The 24,024-nt window shown below is 70.8% G+C and carries 24 protein-coding genes; 7 read left to right on the top strand and 17 right to left on the bottom strand.

Annotation, left to right across the window (positions count from 1 at the left end):
• Positions 1-29 precede the first annotated feature (29 nt).
• Positions 30-1,214: a glycoside hydrolase family protein gene (locus DVA86_RS22705; protein ID WP_208880966.1), complete on the top strand. Its 1,185-nt coding sequence runs from the start codon at positions 30-32 to the stop codon at positions 1,212-1,214.
• 92 nt (positions 1,215-1,306) lie between these two features.
• Here DVA86_RS22705 and DVA86_RS22700 read toward each other — a convergent pair whose 3' ends face one another.
• A complete protein-coding gene (locus DVA86_RS22700; protein ID WP_208880964.1) occupies positions 1,307-1,912 on the bottom strand; it encodes a dihydrofolate reductase family protein in 606 nt (201 codons plus the stop codon).
• Between DVA86_RS22700 and DVA86_RS36310 the strand changes: the two genes are divergently transcribed.
• Positions 1,826-2,629 carry a cholesterol oxidase substrate-binding domain-containing protein gene (locus tag DVA86_RS36310; protein WP_208885026.1) on the top strand — a complete coding sequence of 268 codons (804 nt, stop codon included), beginning with the start codon at positions 1,826-1,828 and terminating at the stop codon, positions 2,627-2,629. The genes DVA86_RS22700 and DVA86_RS36310 overlap by 87 nt on opposite strands.
• On the opposite strand, the gene DVA86_RS22690 is transcribed toward DVA86_RS36310, so the two are convergent.
• The 9 genes from DVA86_RS22690 to DVA86_RS22650 all read right to left on the bottom strand — a co-directional run bounded on the left by DVA86_RS22690 (position 2,616) and on the right by DVA86_RS22650 (position 10,800).
• A complete protein-coding gene (locus DVA86_RS22690; RefSeq protein ID WP_208880963.1) occupies positions 2,616-3,356 on the bottom strand; it encodes an enoyl-CoA hydratase/isomerase family protein in 741 nt (246 codons plus the stop codon). The two genes, DVA86_RS36310 and DVA86_RS22690, sit on opposite strands and share 14 nt — an antisense overlap.
• Positions 3,357-3,369: 13 nt before the next feature.
• Positions 3,370-4,506, bottom strand: coding sequence for a cytochrome P450 (locus DVA86_RS22685; protein WP_245996983.1), 1,137 nt, complete (start codon positions 4,504-4,506; stop codon positions 3,370-3,372).
• A gap of 204 nt (positions 4,507-4,710) precedes the next feature.
• Positions 4,711-6,066 carry a cytochrome P450 family protein gene (locus DVA86_RS22680; RefSeq protein WP_208880960.1) on the bottom strand — a complete coding sequence of 452 codons (1,356 nt, stop codon included), beginning with the start codon at positions 6,064-6,066 and terminating at the stop codon, positions 4,711-4,713.
• Positions 6,067-6,073: 7 nt separating this feature from the next.
• Positions 6,074-6,673 carry a GTP-binding protein gene (locus tag DVA86_RS22675; protein WP_208880958.1) on the bottom strand — a complete coding sequence of 200 codons (600 nt, stop codon included), beginning with the start codon at positions 6,671-6,673 and terminating at the stop codon, positions 6,074-6,076.
• Complete coding sequence (locus tag DVA86_RS22670) at positions 6,648-7,019, bottom strand: DUF742 domain-containing protein (protein WP_208880956.1); 372 nt, start codon at positions 7,017-7,019, stop codon at positions 6,648-6,650. The genes DVA86_RS22675 and DVA86_RS22670 overlap by 26 nt, the downstream gene beginning before the upstream one ends.
• Positions 7,016-7,396: a roadblock/LC7 domain-containing protein gene (locus tag DVA86_RS22665; protein ID WP_425470905.1), complete on the bottom strand. Its 381-nt coding sequence runs from the start codon at positions 7,394-7,396 to the stop codon at positions 7,016-7,018. Before DVA86_RS22665 ends, DVA86_RS22670 begins: the two co-directional genes overlap by 4 nt.
• Before the next feature lie 20 nt (positions 7,397-7,416).
• Positions 7,417-8,562 carry an ATP-binding protein gene (locus tag DVA86_RS22660; RefSeq protein WP_245996981.1) on the bottom strand — a complete coding sequence of 382 codons (1,146 nt, stop codon included), beginning with the start codon at positions 8,560-8,562 and terminating at the stop codon, positions 7,417-7,419.
• 497 nt (positions 8,563-9,059) lie between these two features.
• On the bottom strand, positions 9,060-9,914 hold the full coding sequence (locus DVA86_RS22655; RefSeq protein ID WP_208880954.1) for an NAD-dependent epimerase/dehydratase family protein: 855 nt from the start codon (positions 9,912-9,914) through the stop codon (positions 9,060-9,062).
• A gap of 133 nt (positions 9,915-10,047) precedes the next feature.
• The gene (locus tag DVA86_RS22650) at positions 10,048-10,800 is read right to left on the bottom strand and encodes a VOC family protein (protein ID WP_208880952.1); all 753 of its coding nucleotides are present in this window, start codon (positions 10,798-10,800) and stop codon (positions 10,048-10,050) included.
• A gap of 258 nt (positions 10,801-11,058) precedes the next feature.
• Here DVA86_RS22650 and DVA86_RS22645 point away from each other — a divergent pair, with 258 nt between their 5' ends.
• A complete protein-coding gene (locus DVA86_RS22645; protein WP_208880950.1) occupies positions 11,059-11,616 on the top strand; it encodes a sugar O-acetyltransferase in 558 nt (185 codons plus the stop codon).
• A 3-nt stretch (positions 11,617-11,619) separates the two neighbouring features.
• Here DVA86_RS22645 and DVA86_RS22640 read toward each other — a convergent pair whose 3' ends face one another.
• The 5 genes from DVA86_RS22640 to DVA86_RS22620 form a co-directional block, all read right to left on the bottom strand.
• Positions 11,620-12,672, bottom strand: coding sequence for an LLM class flavin-dependent oxidoreductase (locus DVA86_RS22640; protein WP_208880948.1), 1,053 nt, complete (start codon positions 12,670-12,672; stop codon positions 11,620-11,622).
• A gap of 141 nt (positions 12,673-12,813) precedes the next feature.
• Complete coding sequence (locus DVA86_RS22635) at positions 12,814-14,340, bottom strand: APC family permease (protein ID WP_208880946.1); 1,527 nt, start codon at positions 14,338-14,340, stop codon at positions 12,814-12,816.
• A gap of 76 nt (positions 14,341-14,416) precedes the next feature.
• Positions 14,417-14,674 (bottom strand): hypothetical protein, encoded by a 258-nt coding sequence (locus DVA86_RS22630; protein WP_208880944.1) that lies wholly within the window; start codon positions 14,672-14,674, stop codon positions 14,417-14,419.
• Complete coding sequence (locus DVA86_RS22625) at positions 14,671-16,200, bottom strand: FAD-binding oxidoreductase (RefSeq protein WP_208880942.1); 1,530 nt, start codon at positions 16,198-16,200, stop codon at positions 14,671-14,673. Before DVA86_RS22625 ends, DVA86_RS22630 begins: the two co-directional genes overlap by 4 nt.
• Entirely contained in the window at positions 16,197-17,456 is a 1,260-nt protein-coding gene (locus tag DVA86_RS22620; protein ID WP_208880940.1) for a (Fe-S)-binding protein, read from the bottom strand. Before DVA86_RS22620 ends, DVA86_RS22625 begins: the two co-directional genes overlap by 4 nt.
• Before the next feature lie 227 nt (positions 17,457-17,683).
• Between DVA86_RS22620 and DVA86_RS22615 the strand changes: the two genes are divergently transcribed.
• On the top strand, positions 17,684-18,433 hold the full coding sequence (locus DVA86_RS22615) for a FadR/GntR family transcriptional regulator (RefSeq protein ID WP_208880938.1): 750 nt from the start codon (positions 17,684-17,686) through the stop codon (positions 18,431-18,433).
• Positions 18,434-18,549: 116 nt separating this feature from the next.
• Positions 18,550-19,275, top strand: coding sequence for a cache domain-containing protein (locus DVA86_RS22610; RefSeq protein WP_208880936.1), 726 nt, complete (start codon positions 18,550-18,552; stop codon positions 19,273-19,275).
• A gap of 99 nt (positions 19,276-19,374) precedes the next feature.
• Here the strand turns inward: DVA86_RS22610 and DVA86_RS22605 are convergent, their stop codons facing one another.
• Positions 19,375-20,310 carry an NADP-dependent oxidoreductase gene (locus DVA86_RS22605; protein WP_208880934.1) on the bottom strand — a complete coding sequence of 312 codons (936 nt, stop codon included), beginning with the start codon at positions 20,308-20,310 and terminating at the stop codon, positions 19,375-19,377.
• Positions 20,311-20,450: 140 nt separating this feature from the next.
• On the opposite strand from DVA86_RS22605, the gene DVA86_RS22600 reads away from it, so the two are divergent.
• A complete protein-coding gene (locus DVA86_RS22600) occupies positions 20,451-20,924 on the top strand; it encodes a MarR family winged helix-turn-helix transcriptional regulator (RefSeq protein ID WP_208880932.1) in 474 nt (157 codons plus the stop codon).
• 32 nt (positions 20,925-20,956) lie between these two features.
• On the opposite strand, the gene DVA86_RS22595 is transcribed toward DVA86_RS22600, so the two are convergent.
• The gene (locus DVA86_RS22595; RefSeq protein ID WP_208880930.1) at positions 20,957-22,831 is read right to left on the bottom strand and encodes a serine/threonine-protein kinase; all 1,875 of its coding nucleotides are present in this window, start codon (positions 22,829-22,831) and stop codon (positions 20,957-20,959) included.
• A gap of 315 nt (positions 22,832-23,146) precedes the next feature.
• On the opposite strand from DVA86_RS22595, the gene DVA86_RS22590 reads away from it, so the two are divergent.
• A complete protein-coding gene (locus DVA86_RS22590; protein ID WP_208880928.1) occupies positions 23,147-23,956 on the top strand; it encodes an FHA domain-containing protein in 810 nt (269 codons plus the stop codon).
• The last annotated feature ends 68 nt before the right edge of the window (positions 23,957-24,024 follow it).

Below are 24,024 nucleotides of genomic sequence, written 5' to 3'. Positions count from 1 at the left end.
CATTCCGAACAGACCCCTTTGGAGAGCACATGCCGTACAGACCCCTCACCCGCAGACGGTTCCACCTCGCGATGGTCCTCCCGTTCCTGCTCGCCCTGCTGGCGGCGCTCCTGCTGGCGCAGTCCGACGAAGCCGGCGCCGCGACCGGCACACCGCTGCGCGACGACACCGGCCTCTATCCGCGGGCGATACGCCTCGCGCACAACGGCGACGCCAACGGACGCGTCCTCGCCTCCGTCGTCTCTTTCGACGGCAACAACGGGCTCGGCGCCATCCACGAGAGCGCCGACGGTGGCCAAACGTTCCAGCAAGTCGGCACCGTCGCCGACGAAGAGGCCGCCGGCGGGCAGGGCCTGTGCTGTGCAACGCTGTACGAGCTGCCCCGGCAGGTCGGCTCGATGCCCGCGGGCACGCTCCTGTGGTCGGCGTCGGTGGGCCAGGACGAGGCCGGCCGGCGCATGGCGATCCGCGTGTTCAAGAGCAACGACGTGGGCCGCTCCTGGCAATACCTCTCCACGGTCGCCACCGCGCCCGACGAACACGGCCTGTGGGAACCGGAGTTCTCCATCGACGCCGAGGGCAACCTCGTCTGCCACTACTCCGACGAGACCGATCCCGCGCACAGCCAGAAACTGGTTGCCGCCCGCTCGTCCGACGGCGTCGGCTGGACCGGCCACCACAACACGATCGCCAGCAGCCTCGCCTCCGACCGGCCGGGCATGGCCGTCGTACGGAAGCTGCCGAACGGCACGTACTTCATGAGCTACGAGATCTGCGCGGCGGCCGGCCAGTACGTCTGCGTCGTGCACTACCGCACCTCGCCCGACGGCTGGAACTGGGGCGACCCCGCTTACCTCGGCATCCGCCCCGAGACCGGCGACGGCAAGTACTTCAGGCACGCCCCCAACCTCGCCTGGGCCCCCGAGCCCGGAAACCCGCAGGGCAAACTGCTGCTGATCGGCCAGGCCATGTTCAACGCCGACGGCTCGCGCGCCGCCGGCAGCGGCCGCACCGTATGGACCAACAGCGACAGCGGCAACGGCCCCTGGCGCGAGATCCCCGCCCCCGTGGCCGTCGACTTCACCACCATCGACTACTGCCCCAACTACAGCTCGGCGCTGCTGCCTTCGGCCGACGGCGGTCAGGTCCTGGAGATCGCCACCGACTACGACGGAAGCGTCTGCAAGCCCTACTACGCCACCGGCCCGACCTGAGCCACCCGCACCCGCGCGAGTCCGGGGGCGCGCCCCGGCGCCCCCGGACTCACGTGCCGCCCGGAACGCGCCCCCGGAACGCGCGGTGCCGCTCAGCCCGCGTTCCTGACGCGGTAACGCAGGTGCGTGACGCCGTTGCCCTCGACCACCGTGACCGGCCCCTCGAACTGCACCGGCGTGGCGCCGAGTTCGCCGAACAGCGTCTTCCCGCCACCCAGGAGGACCGGCACCAGCTCGATGCCGACCTCGTCGAGCAGGCCGGCCTCCAGGCACTGCCGGGCCATCTGCCCGCCGTTGACCCCGACGTTCCTGTCACCGGCCAGTTCCCGTGCCTTCGCGACCGCCGCCTCGATGCCGTCGGTGACGAAGACGAAGTTCTCGTCGTCCTCCGGACGGTCGTCGGGCCGCCGGTGGGTCACCACGACCGTGGGCACGTCCATCGGGTGGCGGCCGCCCCAGGCGTGCGTCATGTCGTACAGATAGCGGCCGACGATCAGCGCCCCCGTGTTCTCCCACTCCGGCTTGATCAGCCCGGCGCTCGCGGCGGAGAGGCGGATCGGCGGCACGTCGGGACTGGCCGACGGGATCTCCACGTCGCCGTTGCCGTACCACTGGAACAGCAGGTCGAAGCCGCTCTCCCCGGGGCCGGAGATGTAGCCGTCGAGGGACATCGTGGCGCCGGTGGTGACCTTGCTCATCTGACTGGCTCCTTCGTTCTCTTCGGGGTCTCGTGGAGGGGTCGGAGCCCGCACCCGTTTCTCGACATCCGCCACCGAAGATCTTCGGAAAGGCTCCGTGCGGATCCGGGAAAAGCGGCCAGGATTGGCCGCCGCACCGACGCGCACGGCGCCGGCGTCCCCGCCGACGGCCAGGCAGGCGAGGAGGTTCCCCCGCGGTGCGAGAGCCGGGTCGACATCAGCGCCGACGAACTGTTCGCCGCGTCGGGCAGCGCCGCCGCGGCGCGCGGGCGCACCCTGTCCGACTTCATGGCGGAGACGGGGCGGGCGGAGGCGATCCGGTTCGCGTTCACCGACCGCCCCCGGGTGAAGGTGTGGAGCCTGAGCCCGGCGCGCCCGGCGGTTCGCGGCCGGTCACGGGGCCGTACAACCACCCGTTCAGCGACTCGCTGCCGGACACCGGTCTCCCGGCTGCTCGGGCGGCTGGTCGGCGACGGCGCGTGGTATCCGGCACCGGCGTTCGGGGCCGCGCAGTACACGGTCGCGGCGACCGGGCGGCTTCCTGCGCGCGTGACCGCCGTACGTTCCGGTGCGGGGCAGGCGGCGATCGGCGGTGATCGCCTCGACCCCGGCCGGAGCGGCACACGGCCGAAGGCCCCCACCGGGGTGGGGGCCTTCGGGCCGGGGCGGACCGGATCAGCCCGCGCGGCTCACGGCTCACATGTCACAGGGCGGTGAGCGAGGCGGCGAGCAGGTGGCTGTCCAGCTGTGCGCCGTCCGCCATACGGCTGCCGCGGGAGTACGAGTTCAGTACGGCCTTGGCCAGCGGGAGGGCCGACGCGGGGCGTCTTGTCAGGGGGTCGGTCCAGGCCGTGATGGTGGTGTCGAGGGCGTCGGCGGGCACCGCCTTGTGCAGGACGGTCAGGTCCTGCGCGGTCTTCGCGTCGAACGCCGCGCCGGTCAGGATCAGTTCGCGGATGCGCGCGGTGCCCGCCTCGCTGAGGAGACGGGGCAGGACGCCGCCCCATACGGGGGCGACCCCGAGCGCGACCTCGGGGAGCCGGAAGCGGCACGTGTCGGTGCCGGCGCGGAGATCGCAGAAGATGGCCAGCGCCACGCCCGCGCCGATCACCCCGCCGTGCAGCTTGGCGATGCTGACCGCGTGCGTCGTGTCCAGGGCGTGGCACACGCGTCTGGCCTTGTCCGCGATGTTGCGCAACTGCGCGCCGCCGGGGTCCTCCTGGAGCGTCTGCCCGAACTCGGCCCTGTCCGCTCCGAGGCAGAAGTCCTCGCCGGCTCCCGAGAGCACCACGACACGTACACCCGGGTCGTCGTTGAGCGGCTCGAGGACCGCCAGCAGTTCGTCGAGCATGCGCGCCGTGACAGCGTTGCCGGTCTCCGGGCTGTTGAGCCGGAGTTGCAGGACAGGCCCCTGCCGCTCGATCTGCAGTGTCTTGAAGTCCATCTTCGGGGCGCCTCTATCGTGAGTCGGTGACGTACAGGGTCAGGGGGCGGCGGAAGGCGACTCGGGGCGCCCACTCCGGCGCACGTGCGAGGCGGAGGCGGGGGAAGCGGTCGAGGAGGGCGGTCACGAGGGTGACGGCCTCCTGCCGGGCGAGGGACGCGCCGAGGCAGTAGTGCATCCCCGCGCTGAAGCTGAGGTGGGTCGCCCGGCGTGTGACGTCGAAGGTGTCGGGCTCGAGGTGCTGGGCCGGGTCCCGGTTCGCCGCCCCCACGAGAAGGTGGACCATGCTGCCGGCTTCGACCCCGACGCCGTCGATCGCCGCTCCGGGGCCGGCGATACGGCTGATGACGTGGGTGGGAGGGTCGAAGCGTAAGGACTCCTCCACCGCCGCGGGCACCTGGTCGGGATGTGCCCGGAGCCAGTGCCACTGGCGCGGGTGCTGCAGGAGGTGGAGCACGGAGTGCGTCAGCAGGGTCGCGGTGGTCTCCAGGGCCGCGAGCAGGACGAAGAAGACGACCCGGTGTACGGCCTTGTCCGCGGCTTCCCGGTCGGGTTCGAGCGCGTCCCAGGCCCGGAGGCAGGCCGACACCGGGTCGCTGCCCGGCCGGGCCCGCCGCTGGCGGATCAGGGTGGTGAAGTAGTCCCGCAGCTGCTCGGTCGCCGCGTCGGAGCGTGCCAACTGGCTGGCCGAGGGCAGGAGTTCCTGCGCGAAGACCTGCTCGTGCGTCAGTTCCCGCAGGCGTGCGTAGTCGGCGGGCGGCAGGCCGAGCCACTTGCCGATGACCGTCACGGGCAGCTCCTCGCTGACAGCGGTGTGGAGGTCCGCTTCGCGCGAGTGGAGGCGTTCTGAGAGCCGCCCCGTGAGGGTCTCGGTGCTCTTCTCGACGACGTGCTGGAGGGCACGGAGCGACCGGCGGTCGAACATCGCGGCCGTGGCCTTGCGTACGTGAGTGTGCTCAGGGGGGTTGAGCGACGGCAGCGTCTGCGCCATTTCGCGCGAGGACGCGGCGGTCCACCGCGTCGCGGCCCCCTGCTGCTGCCGCCAGCGGGCGTCGGGGACCAGCCAGTCTCTGCTGCGCAGGATGTGCTCGCACAGGCCGAAGGAGGTGACGACGTGCCCGCCCCAGGGGGCGGGCACGATGTCTCCCATCGACCGGAGTTCTGCGTAGTGGGGGTAAGGATCGGTTTGTCCGCGGGAGGTGCGCAAACGGGAAAAAAGGGCCGTTACAGAGCGCCGATCGACAGTTGCGACTATCGGGGGTTCCACCGCGTCAGCTCCTTGCCACGATCATATGACCACGCTCGTAGCTACCCAGTGGATGCACACGGCATGCATTGAGCCCTGTGCGGAGCGTCACACCCCCTTGAGCCAGTTCAGGAAGGACGTCCAGCGTTTGCCGCCACGGGCGGGCTGCGCCGCGGGCGCCTGCGCGGCGGGGGTGGCCGCCGGTGCCGCCGCGGGCATCTCGCTGCTGCGCTTCGGGGACCGCGGCACCGGCGTGAACCGTACGGGCAGCGCCGTGAGCGTCTTCCCCCACGGGGTCGGCTGCCAGCTCAGCTGCCGCATGCCGACGGCGAGTTCGACGTCGGTCAGCCGGGTCAGCAGCGCTTCGATGGCCGTACGGCCGATGAGGATCGCGGGATCCTTCGCGGGGCAGACGTGCGGGCCGGCGCCGAACGCCAGATGCGAGCGCCCCCGCAGATGGTGCGAGGAGTTCCCGACGACCGCGGGGTCCGTGTTGGCGGCGGCGAACGAGATGACGACCGGCTCGTCGGCTCGCAGCACCCGGCCGTCCACCTCGACGTCCTGAACGGGGTAGTGCACGGCGTAGTTGGCGATGGGAGCGTGCCGCCACAGCACCTCCTGGATGGCCTCCTCGACCAGGAAGTGCGTTCCCGCGTACCGGTCGTCGCCCAGCAGGAGGGCCGTACCGGTGCTGATGAGCGAGGCGAGCGGCGCGGTACCGCCGGACAGCAGCGTGACGAGCTGGTTCACCATCTCGTCGTCGCTGAGGCCGGCGCCGTGCTGGAGCATGCGGGACGTGATGTCCCGGCCCGGCGACCTCCGCTTGAGCTTCACCAGCTCGTACAGCGCTTCGCCCAGGACCTTGTTCGCGTGCTCGGCGTCCGCGCCTCCCGCGAAGATCCCCGAGATGCCGTAGATGACGCGGTCGCCGATGTCCGCGGTGCAGCCGAACAGCTCGCTGTAGACCAGGAGCGGCAGCTGCATGGCGTAGTCGACGAGCAGGTCCGTCTCACTGCCGCCGCAGAACTGGTCGATCAGATACGTGGCGACCTGCTGCACGTGGCGGTCGAGCTCGTGCGGGTCCACGGTCGCCAGGGTGTCGGTGACCACCTGCCGCAGACGTGAGTGCTCGAGCCCGTCGGAGAACAGTGCGTTGGGCCGATAGGCCATCATGGCCAGCGCGGGGCTGTCCTCGGGTACGCGCCCTTCGGCGAGGGCCCGCCAGCGGCGGGAGTCCCGTACGAACGTGGCGGGGTTCTGCAGGATGTGCAGCGCGGCCGCGTATCCGGTCACCAGCTCCGCCTCGACACCGGGCGCCATCTCGACCGGAGCGCTGGAGCCGTACTGGCGCAGGGCTGCGTAGTGCCCGTCGGGGTCCGCTCCGAACTCGCTGGTGTAAAGCCCTATGCGGCCGTGTGCGGGACAGCTGGGCGGTGGCCCGTGGTGGGCCGAGTCCTGGTTCATCAGCTTCCTAAACGGTGTTGTTTTGGAGGTACTCGACGAGTGAGATCAGGGCCTCGCCGGCGGACTTCTGGTCTCGCACGTCGCACGGCACCACGGGGACGTCGCCGGGGAGGTTGAGGGCCTCCCGCACCTCGTCCGTGGCGTAAGTCGGCGTGCCGTCAAAGGAGTTGACGCCCACGGCACAGGGCAGCGCGTACTGCTCCACCGAGTCCAGGACGGGGAACGAGTCGGTCAGCCGCGTCGGGTCGACCAGTACCAGGGCGCCCAGGGCGCCGATGGACAGGTCCTCCCACAGCTGGTGGAACCGCTGCTGGCCCGGAGTGCCGAAGAGGTAGAGCACCAGCGATTCGCTGAGGGTCAGCCGGCCGAAGTCCAGCGCCACCGTCGTCGTGGCCTTTTCCGGGGTTCCCGACAGGTCGTCGATTCCCGTACTCGAAGCGGTGATCAGTTCCTCGGTCCGCAGCGGCTCGATCTCGGACACGCTGCCCACGAAGGTGGTCTTGCCCACGCCGAAATGACCGACGACGAGGATCTTCACCGCGGTGTGGACGGTTGGCTTCAGGTGCTTTTCGGAGTTCCCGTCACGCGAATCGAGTGCGGAGGCCATGGAGTACGTCCTCTAGGATCTCTATGTCAGTGCGCTCGGCCATCGCAACCGGGGCGCGGGTATGGATGAGGGAGCTTTCTGCCAAGTCGGCAAGGAGTGCTCGAACGATCCCCAGGGGCTGGCGTACGTGGCCGGCCACTTCAGCCACGGAGAGAAAACCCCCCGAGCACAGATCCACAATGGCGCGGCTCTCCGGGGAGAGCATGCGGTTCTGCGACGCGCGGTCCGTGGCGGTGACAAGCGTCGTTACCGAGAAATCCTCCGCGGTGGGCAGGACGCGGCCGTTCGCGATGACGTAAGACCGTACTAATTCACCGACCGGTTCGACCTCTTCATCTCCGGTCATGTGTGGTCGCCCGCCTCTCGGGGCGGCGAGGTCATCTCACTGCCGATCCGCTGGACAAGTTGCTGCATGCGGACAGTGATGTCTCCCATGTCCACTTCCGGAGAAGCCGCGACCGCGAGATACGTACCGGCGCTGGCCTGGTTCAGGAACAGCCAGCCGCCCTCGAATTCGACCACGGTCTGCAGCCAGCGGGACTCATTCGTTCCGTCGACGAACTTGCCGGTCGAGCGGCTGACGGACTGGAGTCCGCTCAGTGCCGCGGCGGCTGTGTCGGCCAGGTCGGTGCCGAGCCCGTCGGTGGCGCCACGCCTGAGGCCGTCGGCGGACAGGAGGAGGGCGTGCCGGGCGCCGGGCACCTTCAGCACGTCCTGCAGCATCCATGACAGATCCCGATGAATCATACTCCCTGGTCCTCCTGGCCATCCGTGGTGGACTGCCGACCCAGCCGGGTACCGCGCTGAAGCTCGGACATGGTGGCAGCGATCTTCCTGACCGGCTTCGCCGGCTCTGCTTCGCTCTCCGGGGCAGCACCACCCGGATCACGCACCAGGGCGATCGGCGCTTGCCGGGAAGCGCGCTTGGGCAGCCCGTTGGCCGTCCGGTCGGATGGGGGCTGAGGGGCGGGAGTATTCGACGAGTGGGCCACGGCCTTGTCGCTCCTCTGCTCAGTCACCGTCGTCAGGAGCTCCTGCGGAAGCCGTACGACGGCGCGCGTTCCGCCGTACGGAGAGGTGGCGCTGACGTCCACGTTGAAGCCGAAACGGCGGGCCAGCTCGGCCACCACGGGGAACCCGAACTGCGGCGGATTGCCGAGCTCCGAAAGGCCGGGCCTGAAAACGCTGGTGAAGAGTAGTTCGGCCTTCCGCCGCATCTCCTCGCTCATGCCGACGCCGGCGTCGTCGATGATGACGCACAGTCCGCGCTGAACCGGCTGCAGGTTCACCTCGATCGGGGTGTCCGCAGGCGAGTAACTGGCGGCGTTGGCCAGGAGTTCCGCCACGGCCAGGGCCACGCCGTCGATCGCCTGCGGCATGACGGCCATGCCGCTCTGGTTGCGGATCTGGACGCGCTCGAAAGGCGCGATCTGCCCCTGCGCGCTGCGGACCACGTCGTAAACGGTGGCGGGCTCTCTGCGGCGGCCGGAGAAACCGCCGCACAAGACGGCGATACCCTGGGCGCGGCGGGCGACCTGAGCGTTGGCGTGGTTGACGGCGAGGAGCTGCTGGAGGACCGGGTGGCCCCCGTACTCCCGCTGCAGCTGGTCCAGTTCGACCTGCTGCTCGGCAAGCAGCACGCGCAGGGCCTGCATTGCCGACTTGAGGACTGCGGAGATCTTTCCGTCGGTTATCTCCTGGACTTCTTCTTCGGCGGCTGCGGCTTTATGCTGCAGCGCAGCGATCTGTTCATCGCGTGCTGCTAATTCCGCGTTGCGGTGTTCGGTCGTTCGCCGGTGCCGCACGTGGAAAAGAATGGCTAGGCACGTGGCGATGACAGTGGCAGCAGCGAGACTCCAGATGAGTGTCGTCTGCAGGGAATCTGCCATGAGCCCTCTTCTTACGAAGGATGCTTTAGTGGACGTTGCCAGGCCGAGATGCGTCGAGGAGCCGCAACCCCGCAACGTCGATCGGCATCCCGTACTGCCTGCGGCCGCGACGGGTGGTCTGAGGTCCCGCCGGATGGCCGGAAGCCTCCCCCGCACAAGCAGGCCGGTGGGTGCTCGGCAACCGGCGCAATGGTAGCAGTCCAGGGGCCGTTGGTAAGCGAAGTGTATTTCCTGGATTGTCACTTGCTGCCTGCAATCGGCACCGCACGCGCCGGCGCGCGGCCGGCCGGAACAACGGGAGATCCGGTGCGGAGACCTTGGGGGTGGCTTCACGTATATGGAGACGGAGGTGACGGGCGCAGCTCTCGCCCGATTCGGCCGGAAATCCGCACACCAGTTTCGAGCCGTACCGCGCACCGGTGTTCCGCACGCGGGTACGGGCCGGCTGCCGCCGTTCCCTCACGGCGGCAGCCGGCTCCGGCGGAGCCTCGGCGGACTTACAGCACGCCCATGTCCCTGGCCGTCCACACCGACGGAACCATCGGGCGGTAGCCCAGTTCGTGGCGGATACGGGTCGTCGACATCACGCCGGCCCAGGCGTCGGTGTCCTTCCCGTACGCCTCCGGCGGCACCGGCAGGCCGTGGAACTGGAACAGGTCGGCCGTGGTGACGGGGGCGTCGTCGGCGATGTTGTAGACGCCGTGCGCCCCGGGCGCGTACAGCAGCCGCTTCAGGCCCTGCACCACATCCCTGTGGTGGCCCATGTGCAGGCGCTGCATCGCGGGCCAGTTCGGCGCCCACTCCATCGCGTTGGCCAGGTGCGGGTCCCCGTCGCCGTACACGAACGGCAGCCGTCCGATGCGCAGGTCGCCGAGGCCTTCCAGCGCCCCGAGCGCACGCTCGGCCTCCCACTTGGACTCGGGGTAGGCACCCCAGAACGGAGGCCGGCCCGGCACCGTCTCGTCGCCCTCGACGAGCGCCCTGCCGCGCCCCGCCCCGTATACGAGCCCGGTGCTGACCTGCACGAACCGCCGTACGCCCGAGGCCACCGCGGCACGGCCGAGCTCGACGGCCGCGTCCCGGTTGACCGCCCGCGCCTCCTCGTCCGGCACCCCGCGGAACGCGGCGGCCACGTTCACCACCGCGTCCGCGCCGGACGTCGCCTTGCCGAGCACCTCGGCGTCGCGCAGATCGCCGACCAGCACCTGGGCACCGAGTTCGGCGAACCGTTCGCCGCGCGCCGCGTCCCGTACCAGCACGCGCACCCCGTCGCCGGGCGCCGCGCTCTGCAGCAGCCCCGGCACGAACCGCCGCCCGACCTGGCCGGTCGCTCCTGTCACCAATGTCAGCATGGCCGCCTCCTCGTCGTCGTAGCCATGCCCGCAGCGTGGGGGAGCGGCGGGGGCGGCGGGAGAGGCGCGCTTGTCCGGGGAGCGGCGCTCCCTGGCTACGCGCAGGGGCCCGGGGTTCCCGGCATCCTCCGCGTCAGGACAGGGCGAGGACGCAGAGTTCGTGGCCCTCCGGGTCGGCGAGGACCGTCCACGGCACGTCGCCCTGGCCCACGTCGAGGCCGGTCGCGCCGAGCGCCCGCAGCCGGTCAGCTTCCGCCGCCTGGTCGTCGCCGGGGTACGGCAGCAGGTCGAGATGGACGCGGTCCGGCACGGTCCCGGCGCCGGGCGCGCGTACGAACTCCAGATATGGGCCGACGCCCTTCGCGGAACGCAACACCGCCCGTTCGTCGGTCACTTGGTGCAGGGTCCAGTCCACCGCCCCGCCCCAGAACCGGGCCATGGCCCGCGGATCAGCGCAGTCGACCACCACCGCGGCGACCGGCCCGGTGTCCCGGTGGATCTCCCGCGGCTCCAGCACGCAGAACTCATTGCCCTCCGGGTCGGCGAGGACCGTCCACGGCACGTCGCCCTGCCCCACGTCGGCGGGCGTCGCGCCGAGAGCGTGGAGGCGCGCGGTCAACTCCGCCTGATGGGCCCGGGAGTCGGTGGCGAGATCGAGGTGCACACGGTTCTTCACCGCCGTCTTGGCCTCCGGGACGGTGACGACGTCGAGGCCGAGGGCTGCCGGGTCCGGCCATACGAGACCGTCGGCGTGCCCGGGTCCCACGTACGTCGTCACGCCGGGTGTTCCGGTGACGGCGCGCCATCCGAGCGCCTCCGCCCAGAACCGGCCGACCGCCGAGTCGTCGAGGGCCTTGATGTTCACCTGGACTGGTCGCAGCGCCATGCCGGCGATCCTATGGGCCCCAACCCGGCGTACGGACACCGCTGCCGGGGTGGCCGGGTCCGGCGAAGGCGGGCGCGGCCTGGGCTGACAACCAGCCGTTGTTACTGGCTGCCGTGGTCGTTGTTTGATCCCGGCGTTCCCCGGTCGCTTTGATGACTGCGGTCAGTCCGCGATCAACCCGCGGTTGATCAACCGCCGTACCGACAGGGCCGTTCAACGGCTCCGGCCCCCAGCGCCGCCCACCGTGAGGAACCCCGTATGTCCGATCAGGACCGCCTCTACGTCCGCACACCCGAGTTCGCACGCATCGCCGAGCGCATCGAGCACGTGAACACGCTCACGTCGCGGCTCAACGGTCTGCCCTTCGACGACAAGGCCGGGCGCGGCGCCCTGTTGGCCGAGATCACCGGCAAGCCGGTGCCCGACTCCGTCACCGTCTATCCGCCCTTCTACACGCACTACGGGCTCGGCATCGACTTCGGTGAGCACGTCTTCGTCAACCAGGGCTGCACCTTCATGGACAACCTGGGCCGGGGCAGCATCCGCCTGGGCGACGGCGTCCTGATCGGCCCGAAGACCAACCTCATCGCCACCGACCACCCGGTGGAGGCCGCCCGGCGGAGCGAATACCTCACGATGGCGCCCATCACGATCGAGGCCAACGCCTGGCTCGGCGCGGCGGTCACGGTCCTCCCCGGGGTCACGATCGGTCGCGGCGCCGTGGTCGGCGCCGGAACCGTCGTCACGAAGGACGTGCCTCCCGACACCCTGGTGACCGGACCGTCCGCGTCCGAACGCAAGCGGTGGAACGGCTGAACCTCAGGCGTCCAGCGCCGGCTTGACCTTGTCGTGCACCAGTTGCAGCTGCTCGGACATGCTCAGCACGCCCGGCAGCTCCATTCCGGAGAACGCCTTCACCAGCGCGGCGTCGGTGATCGCGAGGATCATGTGGTTCACCCCGCTGGCCAGGATCTCCCGGTTGATCTTCTCGGCGCACTCCTGTGGGGTGCCGGCGACGGACAGCTTCTCCGCGAGCTCCGGCGAGGTCAGCTCGTACGCGCGCGACAGGTCTCCGGCACCGACCGCGGCGATGATCTCCCGGAGGGAGTCGGGATCGACGCCGTTGCGCCGGAGCTGCTCCGCCGGCATGGACGACGCGTACAACCCGACCATGGCCCGCGCGGCCTGCTTCGCCGCCTCGCCGTCCTCGCCCGTCGCGAACACCACCCAGGCGCCGATGTCCAGCGACTGCCAGTCCCGTCCGGCGCGCTCCGCGCCGATCCTGACGTTGTCGACGAGGTAGTCGTACGCCTCCCGCGTGTAGCTCAGCGCGTGGTGCACGCCGTCCGAGATCTCCCCGGCCGCCTGGAACGACTTCGGGCCGCGCATCGCCCCCAGCTTCAGCGGCAGCCGCTCCTGCACCGGACGGGCGAAGCTGAACAGCCCGGTGTACTGGTAGAACTCGCCCTGGAACGTGATCGCGCCGTCGTCCAGGAACGTACGCATCACGTGGTGCGCCTCCTTCACCCTGGACAGCGGCCTGGTCTTCGCCCAGTCGATGCCGTACTGCGCGAGCAGCCCGAAGTTGCCGCTGGAGATCACGCACTCCGCCCGCCCGCCGGTCAACTCGTCGAGCGTGGCGGCGGCCTGGCAGATCAGTGTCGGCTCGCGCAGCGTGATCGGCGACAGGTTCGGGCCGAACCTGATGTTCTCCGTCTTGTCCGCGGCGGCCGCGAACAGCAGCCACAGGTCCTTGTGCCAGGTCTCGTCCGCGGCGTAGGCGGCGTAGTAGCCGAGCCGGTCGGCGAGTTTGATGGACTCGATGGTCTCGTCGAGAGGGTAGTCCGGAAGCATCACATAGCTGATCTTCATGTGCGCACCTTTCGGGCTGGCTGTGCCGGGCGGTGAGGGCGTGCTCTTCCGTGTCCGTGCGTCCGTGCGTCCGCGGGCCGGTGCCTACGCGGGTCGGTGCCTACGCGGGTCCGCGGGTCCGTGCGTCCGCGGGTCAGTGCGTCATGTGCCGTCAGCCTTCCCAGGCGACGGCTGCGGTATCGCGTCCCCGGCCGGTGCCGCGCTCCTGCCGTAGGGCCGCGTGGTCACGAGCAGCACCAGTCCTGCGCCGACCACCAGTACGCCCGAGAGCGCGGTGAGGTAGTTGTCGTACCAGGGGGCTTCGGGGGTGCGGGGCCAGACCAGGTTCAGGATCGCCGCGACCCCGTAGAGCAGCGCCACCACGTTCACCGGCAGGCCCCACCGGCCGAGCGTGAACCGTCCGCTGGGCACCCAGCCCTTGACCCGGGCGCGCAGCGCGGCGAGCACCACCATCTGGAATCCGAGGTAGATGCCGAGCACCGCGAACGACACGATGCGCTCGGTGGCGTTCTCGGACAGCCGCGACGCCAGCACCACGAGCCCCGGCAGGACCGCGGCGACGAGCAGGGCGTACGGCGGCACGTGGAGCCGGGTGGAGAACCGGGAGAACGTCCCGCTCGCGGGCAGCATCCGGTCGCGCGCGTACGAGTAGATCAGCCGGCTCGCCGCCGCCTGCAGGCTCAGCGCACAGGACAGGAACGACACCAGCACCACCAGCAGTACGACCTTCGAACCGGCCGAGCCGAACGCGGCGCCGAGCACCGTGGAGACCGGATCGGCGTCCTCGCCGGAGATCACCGCGCCGAAGTCCGGGACGGCGAGCACCAGGGCGAGGCAGACGAAGGTCGCGGCGAACCCGCCGACGTAAATGGTCATCCGCATCGCCTTCGGGATGCGCCGGGTCGGGTTCGGCACCTCTTCGGCGACGTCCCCGCAGGCCTCGAAGCCGTAGTACTGGAAGATCCCGATCAGCCCCGCGGCCAGGAACGCCGTGAGGTACGAACCGCCGCCCGCGGAACCGAAGTCGTCGAAGAGCACGCCGAGGCCGTGGTGGCGCTCGCTGAGCAGCAGCCAGCCGCCCACCACGAGCGCGCCCGCGATCTCCGTGGCGAAACCGATGATCGCGGCGAGCCCGAGCATGCGGGTGCCGCCGAGGTTGATCGCGGTGGCCACGAGCAGCACCACCAGGGCGCACAGGATCGTGTTGCCGGTGCCGGACTCCAGGCCGAACAGCATCGAGGCGTAGGGTCCGGAGCCGTACGCGACGCTGGCGATCGTCACCAGCAGGGCCGTGATGTACACCCAGCCGGTCAGCCACGCCCAGCGCCTGCCCCACAGCCGCCGGGCCCACGGGTACACCCCGCCGGCGAGCGGATACTGGGAGACGACCTCGCCGAACACCAGCGCCACCATCAGCTGGCCGAGCCCCACGACGAGCAGGCTCCAGATCATCGGCGGGCCCGCGGTGGCCAGCGCGAAGCCGAACAGTGTGTAGATGCCGACCACGGGCGACAGATAGGTGAAGCCGAGGGAGAAGTTCGCCCACGGGCTCATTTCCCGGCGGAATTCGGAACGGTAACCGAGCGCTTCGAGCTGGGCCGCGTCATCGAGTCCGGACTGGGCCTTCTCGTCCGCAAAGGACTCTCGGCGCGAGACGCGTTCTGCCATGGTGCGGTCCTCTGTTCGGACTCGTCGCGGAATTCGTTCTTTCGCGGTGTCTTTCCGGCTGTGGTTGCGGCGGTTTCTAGTCGTCGATCTCGTCCAGCAGGGCCTGCGCGGAGACCACCGTGCCCGCCCAGTGGCGGTGCATCCATTCCAGGTGGTCGTGCCGGCTCGCGACGATGCGCAACGTGTCCCAGTTCGGGAAGACCTGCTGCATCACGTGCGCGGTCATCAGCCGGGGGTCCACTTCGAATACGTCGTCGAAGCGCTCGATCGCCACCTCGGTGATCTGCCTCGCCTCCGGTGCCCGTGACTGCTCGGAGTGGCGGTAGCCGCTCATGGTCCGGTCCCTCCGTCCGTGTCGTCATCCGTGTCGTACGCACGGTCCAGCCCGTACTTTCCGGGATTCATGATGTTGTTCGGATCGATGGCCCGCTTCACGGCGAGCATCACGTCGTAACCGCCGCCGAGTTCCTGCGGCACCAGATCGACCTCGCCTTCGCGGCACGACCCGTGGCAGGCGCTGATGGAGCCGCCGTAGCGCAGTGAGACCTCGGCGATGTCCCGTTTCGCCTGCACCCACGCGGCCCAGGCCTCGTCGTCCAACTGCTGTTCCCAGATGCCGACATCGATCTCCGTGAGATAGTCGACGCCGGTGTTCGCGCTGGTGTAGGTGAACATTCCCCAGTCGTCGAACATGTCGAAGCGCTCGCGCAGCCTGCGTACGATCTCGTGCCATTCCAGACGTACCTGCGGCAGCTCGCTGTAGTTGACGGCGGCGTCCTCGCAGTGCCAGCTCATCGGCACCACCTGCCCGGCCCGGGTCCGCCCGTGCAGCGGGGTCGCGTAGCGGTCGTGCCGCGCCGCCCAGTCACCTTCGGACACCTCGTCGCCGAGGTAGCGCGCGCCGTTCTCCTTGGCGATGCGCATGAACCGCCTGCCGCCGGCGGTCACTTCGTCCTCGTAGCCGTACGCCACCGCGCACACGAGCGCGCGTACGTCGGCGGGCTGCGGGATGTACGCCTCGTCGTCCCGGCGGAGATAGTCGACCTTCCACTCGTCGAACAGCACCGCGCCGGCGAAGGTGGCGACGCCCGCGCGGGCCAGCTCGCCGACGGTGCGGTACGCGCTGTCGTAGTCGGAGAACGCGAAGAACGGCGACAGCTCCGCCTCCGGCTTCGGGAACAGCTTCAGCGTGGCCTGGGTGGCGATGCCCAGGGTGCCTTGGTGCCCCATGAACAGGTGCTTGAGCTGGTATCCGCTGGAGCTCTTGGACAGCTTGCGCCCCGCGCCGTCCCCGATGTGGATCACCTTGCCGGACGGCAGTACGAAGTCGAAGCTCAGGACGAGGTCCCGGGAATGCCCGTAGCGGCTGCCGATCAGCGACCAGCCGCTGGTGCCGATCCGGCCGCCGACCAGCGAGCACGGATAGGAGGCCGGGTCGTCCGGGTAGATCAGCCCGTACGGCGCGAGCACCTCGTTGAGCTTGAGCATGCTGATGCCGGCGCCCACCGTGCAGGTGCGGTTGACCTCGTCGATCTCCACGATGCCGTTCATCCGCTTGACGTCGACCACGATGCCGCGCCGCAGCGGCACCGCTCCGTCGGTGAGGCCCGTACCGCCGTCCCGGGGGACGATCGGGATGCGGTGCGCGTTCGCGATCCGCACCACCTCGGACACCTCTTCGGTGGACCCCGGGAGCACCACCAGGTCCGGCACCCGCTCCGCCCAGCGGTGCACCGGGAACGGGGCCGGCACCCTCGCCCGGTTGAACCGGGCCGCCTTGCCGGTCAGTACGTGCTCGCCGCCGAGCACCCCGCGCAGTTCGTCCAGTACGGGTTCGGCGAGCTGTGGCGCGACAGTCATCGTCCCCGACTCCCCCCGACCTCGATGCCGAGCGACTCGGCGAGCAGTTCGTGGATGTCGACCACGTCGATCTGCCTCGCGTCGCCCGCCTCGCTCAGCGGGCGCTCCGACCAGGGGCACGCCGAGACCAGGGTGTCCACGCCGAGCCCGGCCGCCTTCTCCACCCTGGACTCGCTGATCCTCGCGGTGAGTTCGGGCTTCTCGACCGGCAGCCCTCCGCCGCCTCCGGAGCAGTACGACCACTGGGTCACGCGGTCGACGTCGTGGAAGACGAGTCCGGGGATCGCGGAGAGCACCTCCCGCGGCTCCTTCCAGATCCCCTTCCGCTTGTTGAGCCGGCAGGGGTCGTGGTACGTGACGGTCCGGTCCACGGGAACGGACGGGGTCAGCCTGCCGTCCCGGATCATCTCCGCGAGCAGCTCGACGACCAGCACGATCTCGATGTCGTACTCGTCGCCGAAGTACGCGGGGTAGTCCTCGGTGAAGGTGATGTAGTCGTGCGGGTCGAGCACCAGCACGCGCCTGACGCCGGCGGCCCGCCAGTCGTCCAGGTTGTGCCGGGCGAACCGTTTCGCCTGCTCGGTGTAGCCCATCTCCGCGGCGGGCCCGCCGCAGCACCACTGCTCGTTCATCAGCCCGAACTCGTAGTCGGCGCGCTGGAGGAGCTGCGCCACGGCGCGGGGGACCGAGGTGCGGTAGAACGCCGCCTCGCAGTCCACGAACAGGACGGTCTCGCCGCCGACGGGCAGGTTCAGCCCGTCCGACCAGTCGCGTACGTGCTCCTGGCTGACCGGGACGTCACCGAGCACGGGCTCGTGGGTGCGCTCGTCGGTGAGCAGGTTCCAGCGCTGCCACCCCTGCTGGTGCACGCCGTTGTCCACGGCGAGCGCGCGCACCGCCTTCACGAGATCCACGGTGCGGGTGCGGAACCGGTAGAAGTCGCCGGTGAACAGGGTGTTGGGGCAGCGCAGTTCGCAGGCGCCGCAACCGGTGCAGTTCACGTAGTCCTCTGCGATGTCGGCGATCTCCAGCTCGCCCTTCTCCATCGCCACGACATTGGCGTGGAACGCGGTCGGCGTCCACGACTCGTTCCGGGTCACCTGCATGACCGGGCAGACCTCGCGGCAGAACTTGTGGCCTGAGGAGAAGCAGTTGTACGCGGCGTTGCGCCAATGCTGGACGAATTCCTCGGTACCACCCTGGCCGCCGGACGCAGGTGGCGCTTCCGTTTCGTGTTCCGCGGGGGTTTCGGTCATGGGTCCACTCCAAGGGCGGCGCGGGAACGCCGTGGTGGGCAGCAGTTCGGTACGACCGGTTCGGCGCCGGGAGTGACCTGGGTCACCGGCCCGACGTAAAGGTATGAAACCATATTTCAAATCGCAACCCCCGGTACACGAATCGGCGCGGCAGTGCCGCAGACTCAAGACCGGACAACGTCCGCCGGGCGAAGGGGCAGAGGGGCGAAGGGGCGTAGGAGGTGCGCGTGGACGACAACGGCGTGTCCGGTGCGGCGCGGTACGCGGTCTTCGCGCCGCTGGAGGACGGCGGCCGCGCCGAGGTGGTGGCCCGCAGGCTGAGCGAGGCCATCGCCCTCGGCCTGATCGGCGACGGCGAGCAGCTGCCGCGCGAGAGCGACCTGGCCGCACAGCTCAAAGTCGCCACCGTCACACTGCGCGAAGCGCTGTCCACTCTGCGGCACGAAGGCCTCGTGGAGACCCGGCGGGGGAGGGGTGGCGGCAGCTTCGCGCGCTCGCCCGCGGAGGCCTCGCTGGAGCGGCTGCGCAGGACGCTGCGGGAGCTCAGCGTGCACGAGCTGCGCGAGATCGGTGACCAGCACACCGCGATCGCGGGGACCGCCGCACTCCTGGCGGCCGAACGCGCCGGACCGGACGACGTCGCCACCCTGCACGGGCTGGTGGAGCGGCTGGAGTCGGCGCGTACGCCGGGTGACCGCCGGCGGGCGGACGGCCGCTTCCACATCGAGACCGCCGCGGCCGCGCAGTCCTCCCGGCTCACGCGCCAGGAGATCGCCCTGCAGGGGGAGATCGGCGAGCTGCTGTGGATGCCCTCAGGGGAGGCCGTACCGCACCGGGAGGCGGTCGCCGAGCACCTGGAGATTTTGCGGGCCATCGAGGGGGGCCAGGGGACACGCGCACGCTCTATCGTGGAGCGGCACATCGGGCGCGGCGTCGACCGGCTGATCGAGTTCCATCTCCGGCTCGCCGGCTCGTGAGAAGGGGCCGGCCAGTGAGCACGGCAGGCTCGTGGGAACGGCAGGCTCGTGAGAACGGCGGCGCAGGACATCCGCGGACCCGGGAAGTGGGGCGAGGAGTGACCGAGACTCGACGCGTGGAGATCCGTACCGCGGCCGGCCGGGTCACCGCGGTACTGGACGACGCCTTCGGCTGGCTCGACCTGCTGGCCGACCGGCTGCGCGCACTGCACGAGCAGTCGCGGGCCGACGGACGAGCGCTGCGCGCCCACGAGCTCACCGCACTGCGGGAGCCGGTCTTCGCACGGCTGCGGGAGCACCCCAAGCTGATCGCCGGCACCGGCGTGATCCTCGCCGAGGACGTGCTCGCGGACCGGTCGCACTGGCTGGAGTGGTGGCAGAACCGGCCCGACGGCCCGCCCGCGTTCCTCGAGGTGGACCACGACCCGGCCAGCGTCGGCTTCTACGACTACCCCTCCGCCGCGTGGTTCGCCCTGCCGCGGAAGACCGGGGACCGGGTGGTCGTCGGCCCCTACGTGGACTACTCGGGCACCGACGAGTACATGCTCACGCTCGCCAACCCGGTGCGCTGCGGTGAGCACTTCCTCGGGGTGGCGGCCACGGACATCCGGGCCGACGCGTTCGAGTCGCTGCTGCTCGGCGCGATCGGGGCGGCCGGGCCGCCGGCGGCGCTGGTCAACGCGACCGGGCGGGTCGTTGCCTCGAACACACCGCAGAAGATCGCCGGTTCACTGGTCGAGGAGCGCGAACTGGACAGCGCCTGGTCGGAGGTCCCCGTACGGGATTCCGCCGGGCGCGGCTGCGCGGGCCTGCCGTGGAAGGTCTCGCTCCTGCGGGCCTGAACGCGGGGACGTCCGGTGCTGCCCCGGGACGCTTCGGCGTCCCGGGGCAGCGTGCGTGAGCGGCGGCGCCGCCGCGCTCAGGCGTACGCAGAGGCGCGGTCAGGGGGCGAGTACGACCGTCTTGCCGGGCAGCTTCCCGGCACCGGCGTCCGCGTGGACGGCGGCCAGTTCGGCCACCGGGCGGCGGGCGGCGACGTGGAGCCCGAGCGTGCCGGCGTCCAGCTTCGTGACCAGCTCGGCCAGTTGGGCTCCGTCGCTGCGCACCCACAGGCTCGCGCTGCGAACCCCCCGGGCGGTGTCCTCGGGAACCGGGCCGGCCGAGCTGGCGGCGACCCCGCCGTCGGCGACGTAGGCCGTCAGCTGTGCGAGCTCCTCCGGAGCCAGGCGTACGTGGTTCACCACGGCCTCGTACGGGCCGTCCGCGGCAGCCGGACCCGCGGCGAGGTCGAGGGGGCCGAGGACCCGGTCCGCGCCGTAGCCCCGGAGGCGGTCGGCGTGCTGCGGCGCGTCCACGGCAGTCACCCGCGCGCCCGCGTCGACGGCGAGTTGCACCACGAGGCTGCCCACCGCGCCGCCCGCCCCGTTGACCAGGACGCGCTGACCGGGCTTCAACTCCGCGAGCTCGAACGCCGTCTGCCAGGCCGCCAGGCCGGTCAGCGGCAGTGCCGCGGCGTCGGCCAGCCCGGTCGTCCGGGGCGCCGGGGCCAGGGACCCGGCCGGGGCGAGCGCGTACTCGGCGGCGCCGCCGGCGGAGTCGAGGGGCAGCATCGCCACGACCGGATCGCCGGTCTCCAGGCCCGTCACGTCCTCGCCGAGCTCGGCGACGGTGCCCGCGAGGTCGATTCCCGGCACGTACGGGAGGGCGATCGGGATCATCCCGGCCAGTACGCCGGCGCGGATGTGGTCGTCGACCGGGTTGAACGACGTGGCCGCCACCCGTACCAGCACCTGCCCGGCGCCGGGCACCGGGCGGTCGACCTCCTCGTAGCGCAGGACCTCACTGCTGCCGAACTCGTGGAAACGCATTGCCTTCATGGCACTTTCCTCCAGGGGTGTCGCCAGCTCTGTCACTTGCCTGGGCAAGCATTTTCACTTGCCCAGGCAAGTGAAAAGTAACCCATCGTGAGTTGCTCAGGCAAGTGATCCGAGTTGCCGGGGCAAGTATGATGAGGCTCATGAACACCCAGTCGCCCTGGCTCGACGACAGCCAGCAGGACCTGTGGCAGGAGCTCCTCACGGTCGTCATCGCCCTCCCGGCGGCCCTCGACCGCCAGCTCCAGCGAGACGCGGGCATCTCCAACTTCGAGTACGGGGTGCTGGCCCGGCTGTCCACGGCCGACGAGGCCACGATGCGCCTCAGCGACCTGGCCCGCGTCTGCGACAGCACCCAGCCCCGGCTGTCGAAGGTGATGGACCGCTTCGAGGCCCGCGGCTGGGTCGCCCGCCGGCCCGACCCCGGCGACGGCCGCTACACCCTCGCCACCCTGGCCGACGCCGGACGGCAGAAGCTCGTCGAGAGCGCGCCGGAACACGTCGCTCAGGTGAAGCGGCTCGTGTTCGATCCGCTCAGCGCCGCTCAGCGCCGCCATCTCGGCGCCGCGCTCAACCGCATCGCCGACACCCTGCGCCGGGAAGCCGACGGCGGCTGAACCCGCCCGGGGCCGGCCGGCCGCCCCGTCCGTCAGCCCGGGGACATGGACTCGGCGGCCGACTTGGCCAGGTCCTTGGCCAGGTCGCAGTGTTCGATGTCCTTGGGGCCCGTCCCCTTGACGATGAGGGCGACCCGCTCGGTGCCCTGCTCCCGGTCCAGGCCCGTGTACTGGCGGTGGACCAGCTCGACGCGGCAGGCTCCGGGGCCCTCGCTGTCCGGCAGGACGACGGCCTGGCGGTCGCCCAGCCTGGTCACTTCGGCGTTCTTGCCGCTCGGCAGCTTGCCCTGGTCGAACTGGACGTCCACCTCCAGTTCGCTGGTGGTGGACTTCCACTGGCAGGCCCAGTGCCCGAAGCCGGCCTCCGCGCCCCGGGCGTCGACGGCGGGCACCTTCTCCAGCGCCGCCGCGTCGAGCAGGGTGCACGCGTCCTTGTGCGCCAGCGACGCGGGCGTGAGGTCCGGGGAACGCCGGGGGACCTGGCCGCGGTTCAGCACCTTGACCGCGACGCCCGTGGCGACATCGGCGGTCTCGCACAGCCCCTGCTTGACCTTGTCCGGCTCCCGCGCCAGCACGGTGATCCGCAGGCTGCTGGCGCGGGTGCCCGTCACCGCCAGGGCCCGCTCGCACTCGTCGCCCTCGGCGGCGGGCTCGACGACCGTGACCCTGCCCGTGGTGCGTCTCTTCTCCGCCTCCGGCAGTTCCTCGGCGTCGAGCTCCACCCGGACGTCCACCACGTCCGTACGGCTCTCCCGGAGGACGACGTCGCAGCGGTTGAAGTTGCCCTGGTAGCGGTCCAGTTCGGCGTCCTCGTACGAGTCGAAGACCGTGGCGTCCAGCAGCGAGCAGGGGTCGGCCGTACGGGGGTCGCCGAGGAAGGCCGCGGACGTGGTGCGGGCCCCGGTCGGGGACGAGCCGTTGCCGTCGTCGTTCCCGTCGCCGGGCATGTTCGCCAGCAGCACCGGCAGGGCGACGGCCAGCGCCGCCGCGGCGGCACCGCCGGCCGCCAGCAGCCGGCGGTGCCGGAGGAAGGCGGACCGGTGCCAGGGGGCCGGCCGGGCCCTGGTCTGTACGACCGTGTGGGAGTAGGCCTTGGTGACCATGTCCAGCGGGAACGTCGCGAGGTCCCGTGCCTCTCCCGCGAGCTCCGCGAGCGCGCTGTGTGCCGCGGCGGCGGTGGGCCGCTTCCTCGGGTCGGGCTGGAGCATCGCGGTGAGCAGGGCGCCTAGCGGCCCGAGATGAGGGCTGATGGCCTCCAGCCGTACGGCCTGCCCGGGGCCGCGCAGCGGCGGCGTACCGGTGGTCAGCACGTACAGCGTGACTCCCAGCGAGAACACGTCGGAGGCCCGCTCGGGAGCTCCCCGGAACGCCTCGGGGGCGGCATAGGCGGGGGTGAGGCTGAGCGGCCCGTTGGGCGTGATCGTCGCGCTGGAGTCCACGCGGTGCGCGGCGCCGAAGTCGGCCAGCTTCGCCACGCGGTCCTCGGTGACCACGATGTTGCCCGGCTTGACGTCGCAGTGCACGAGGCCCTTGGCGTGCAGGGCGGCCAGCGCGTCGGCGATCTGCGCGCCGATGCCCGCGGCGTGCTCCGGGGCCAGCTTCACCGGGACGTCCAGGCTGCCGCCCTCCACGTGCTCCATCACCAGCCAGAACGCGGCGCGCTTGTCCTTGCCCGTACGGACGGCGTCGTAGAGGGTGACCACGTGCGGGTGGCTGAACCTCGCGAGTGCGCGCGCCTCGGCCAGCAGCTCGTCGAAGGCCCGCTGGCTGCTGCTCTCCGGCAGGGCGCGCTTCAGGACGACTTTGCGGCCGAGGTCGGTGTCCTCGGCGAACCAGACGGCTCCCTTCCCGCCCTCGACGGGACCGTCCGTGAGCCGGTACTTGCCGACCTTCTCCCCCCGGTGCACTACGACACTCCCCTCACGAAAGGCCGGAACCGCTGCAGTTGCCCGGAACGCGGACCGAATGTACTGCGTACTGCCCGTGGCACTCTCCGTTTACAGCCCATTTGGCGGGGCCCCTCCCGTACACCTGCCGGCGCAACTGTCTTATTCCACCGAGGCATTGGCCGAAAGCACGCCTGTTTCCGGAGGGGTCCCGAGGCCACGGGTGGACCATGGCCGTAACGCCGCGTCCGGGCGGCCCGGCGGCACCACGGCACGGCGGCCCTGCGTCCGGGCGGCCCGGCAGCCCGGCGGCACGACGACCTGGAGGAGACGGCGATGAGCGGCTCAGACAGCCTGGCGCGCGGTGTCCCGCCCGGACGGCCCCGCACCCTGCACGCGCGCACGGTCGACGGTGATCTCACCGCCCCGCCGAGCCCGGGCCTGACCGTACGCTTCGGACGCGGCGAGAAGCCTGACACGGACCTCGGCGTCGGCATGGACGACCGGCGGGTGAGCCGGCGGCACGGGGAGCTGACGTACCGCGAGGGGGCCTGGTGGCTGCGCAACACCGGGCAGCAGCTCGTACGGCTGCCGCAAGGCCTCATGCTGCACACCACGTCCCAGCCGGTGCCGCTCGCCACCGGCTACACACCCCTGTTCGTGAAGGGGTCGGGCCACCGGGAGCACCTTGTCGAGCTGTACGTCGCGGACCACGACGACCAGGGCCCGGTGCCCAGCCGCCGGGCGGACACCGTACAGCCGCAGCGGTGGGCGCTCAGCGACGACGAGCGGCTGCTGCTGGTGGTTCTCGGCCAGCACTACCTGGAGTACGAGCCGGACCCGCGGCCGCTGACCTACAGCAGGGCCGCCGAGCAGCTCGCCTACCTCCGCCCGGACGCCGGCTGGACCGCCCGCAAGATCGAGTACCGCGTGGAGGCCGTACGGCGCCGTCTGCACCGCACCGGCTTCACGTACCCGCTGATCCACGACAGGCCGGAGGAGCGTCCCTCCGACAACAGCCTCCTGCACAACCTGCTGAAGGGGCTGGTGACGTCGACCACCCTCGTACCGCCCGACCTGAACCTGATGGACGAGGACTTCGGGTGGTCGGGCACCTTCGACGGCGGGGCCACCGGCGCCGGCTGACGCGCCGCGTACGGCAACGGGCGTGCTGGTCCCGGACTTTGGGGACCCCACCCCAAGACCCCGGCCTA

The organism is Streptomyces armeniacus (assembly GCF_003355155.1).
Lineage (GTDB): Bacteria > Actinomycetota > Actinomycetes > Streptomycetales > Streptomycetaceae > Streptomyces > Streptomyces armeniacus.
The sequence above is the reverse complement of the archived record's forward strand: the minus strand, read 5'-3'. Positions and strand labels throughout refer to the sequence as shown.

Excerpts from the sequence above, each read along its gene's own strand:
- DVA86_RS22705 (WP_208880966.1), top strand. The coding sequence starts at position 30 with ATGCCGTACAGACCCCTCACCCGCAGACGGTTCCACCTCGCGATGGTC.
- DVA86_RS22700 (WP_208880964.1), bottom strand. The coding sequence starts at position 1,912 with ATGAGCAAGGTCACCACCGGCGCCACGATGTCCCTCGACGGCTACATC.
- DVA86_RS22690 (WP_208880963.1), bottom strand. The coding sequence starts at position 3,356 with ATGGACTTCAAGACACTGCAGATCGAGCGGCAGGGGCCTGTCCTGCAA.
- DVA86_RS22685 (WP_245996983.1), bottom strand. The coding sequence starts at position 4,506 with ATGGGAGACATCGTGCCCGCCCCCTGGGGCGGGCACGTCGTCACCTCC.
- DVA86_RS22680 (WP_208880960.1), bottom strand. The coding sequence starts at position 6,066 with ATGAACCAGGACTCGGCCCACCACGGGCCACCGCCCAGCTGTCCCGCA.
- DVA86_RS22675 (WP_208880958.1), bottom strand. The coding sequence starts at position 6,673 with ATGGCCTCCGCACTCGATTCGCGTGACGGGAACTCCGAAAAGCACCTG.
- DVA86_RS22670 (WP_208880956.1), bottom strand. The coding sequence starts at position 7,019 with ATGACCGGAGATGAAGAGGTCGAACCGGTCGGTGAATTAGTACGGTCT.
- DVA86_RS22665 (WP_425470905.1), bottom strand. The coding sequence starts at position 7,396 with ATGCTGCAGGACGTGCTGAAGGTGCCCGGCGCCCGGCACGCCCTCCTC.
- DVA86_RS22660 (WP_245996981.1), bottom strand. The coding sequence starts at position 8,562 with ATGGCAGATTCCCTGCAGACGACACTCATCTGGAGTCTCGCTGCTGCC.
- DVA86_RS22655 (WP_208880954.1), bottom strand. The coding sequence starts at position 9,914 with ATGCTGACATTGGTGACAGGAGCGACCGGCCAGGTCGGGCGGCGGTTC.
- DVA86_RS22650 (WP_208880952.1), bottom strand. The coding sequence starts at position 10,800 with ATGGCGCTGCGACCAGTCCAGGTGAACATCAAGGCCCTCGACGACTCG.
- DVA86_RS22645 (WP_208880950.1), top strand. The coding sequence starts at position 11,059 with ATGTCCGATCAGGACCGCCTCTACGTCCGCACACCCGAGTTCGCACGC.
- DVA86_RS22640 (WP_208880948.1), bottom strand. The coding sequence starts at position 12,672 with ATGAAGATCAGCTATGTGATGCTTCCGGACTACCCTCTCGACGAGACC.
- DVA86_RS22635 (WP_208880946.1), bottom strand. The coding sequence starts at position 14,340 with ATGGCAGAACGCGTCTCGCGCCGAGAGTCCTTTGCGGACGAGAAGGCC.
- DVA86_RS22630 (WP_208880944.1), bottom strand. The coding sequence starts at position 14,674 with ATGAGCGGCTACCGCCACTCCGAGCAGTCACGGGCACCGGAGGCGAGG.
- DVA86_RS22625 (WP_208880942.1), bottom strand. The coding sequence starts at position 16,200 with ATGACTGTCGCGCCACAGCTCGCCGAACCCGTACTGGACGAACTGCGC.
- DVA86_RS22620 (WP_208880940.1), bottom strand. The coding sequence starts at position 17,456 with ATGACCGAAACCCCCGCGGAACACGAAACGGAAGCGCCACCTGCGTCC.
- DVA86_RS22605 (WP_208880934.1), bottom strand. The coding sequence starts at position 20,310 with ATGAAGGCAATGCGTTTCCACGAGTTCGGCAGCAGTGAGGTCCTGCGC.
- DVA86_RS22600 (WP_208880932.1), top strand. The coding sequence starts at position 20,451 with ATGAACACCCAGTCGCCCTGGCTCGACGACAGCCAGCAGGACCTGTGG.
- DVA86_RS22590 (WP_208880928.1), top strand. The coding sequence starts at position 23,147 with ATGAGCGGCTCAGACAGCCTGGCGCGCGGTGTCCCGCCCGGACGGCCC.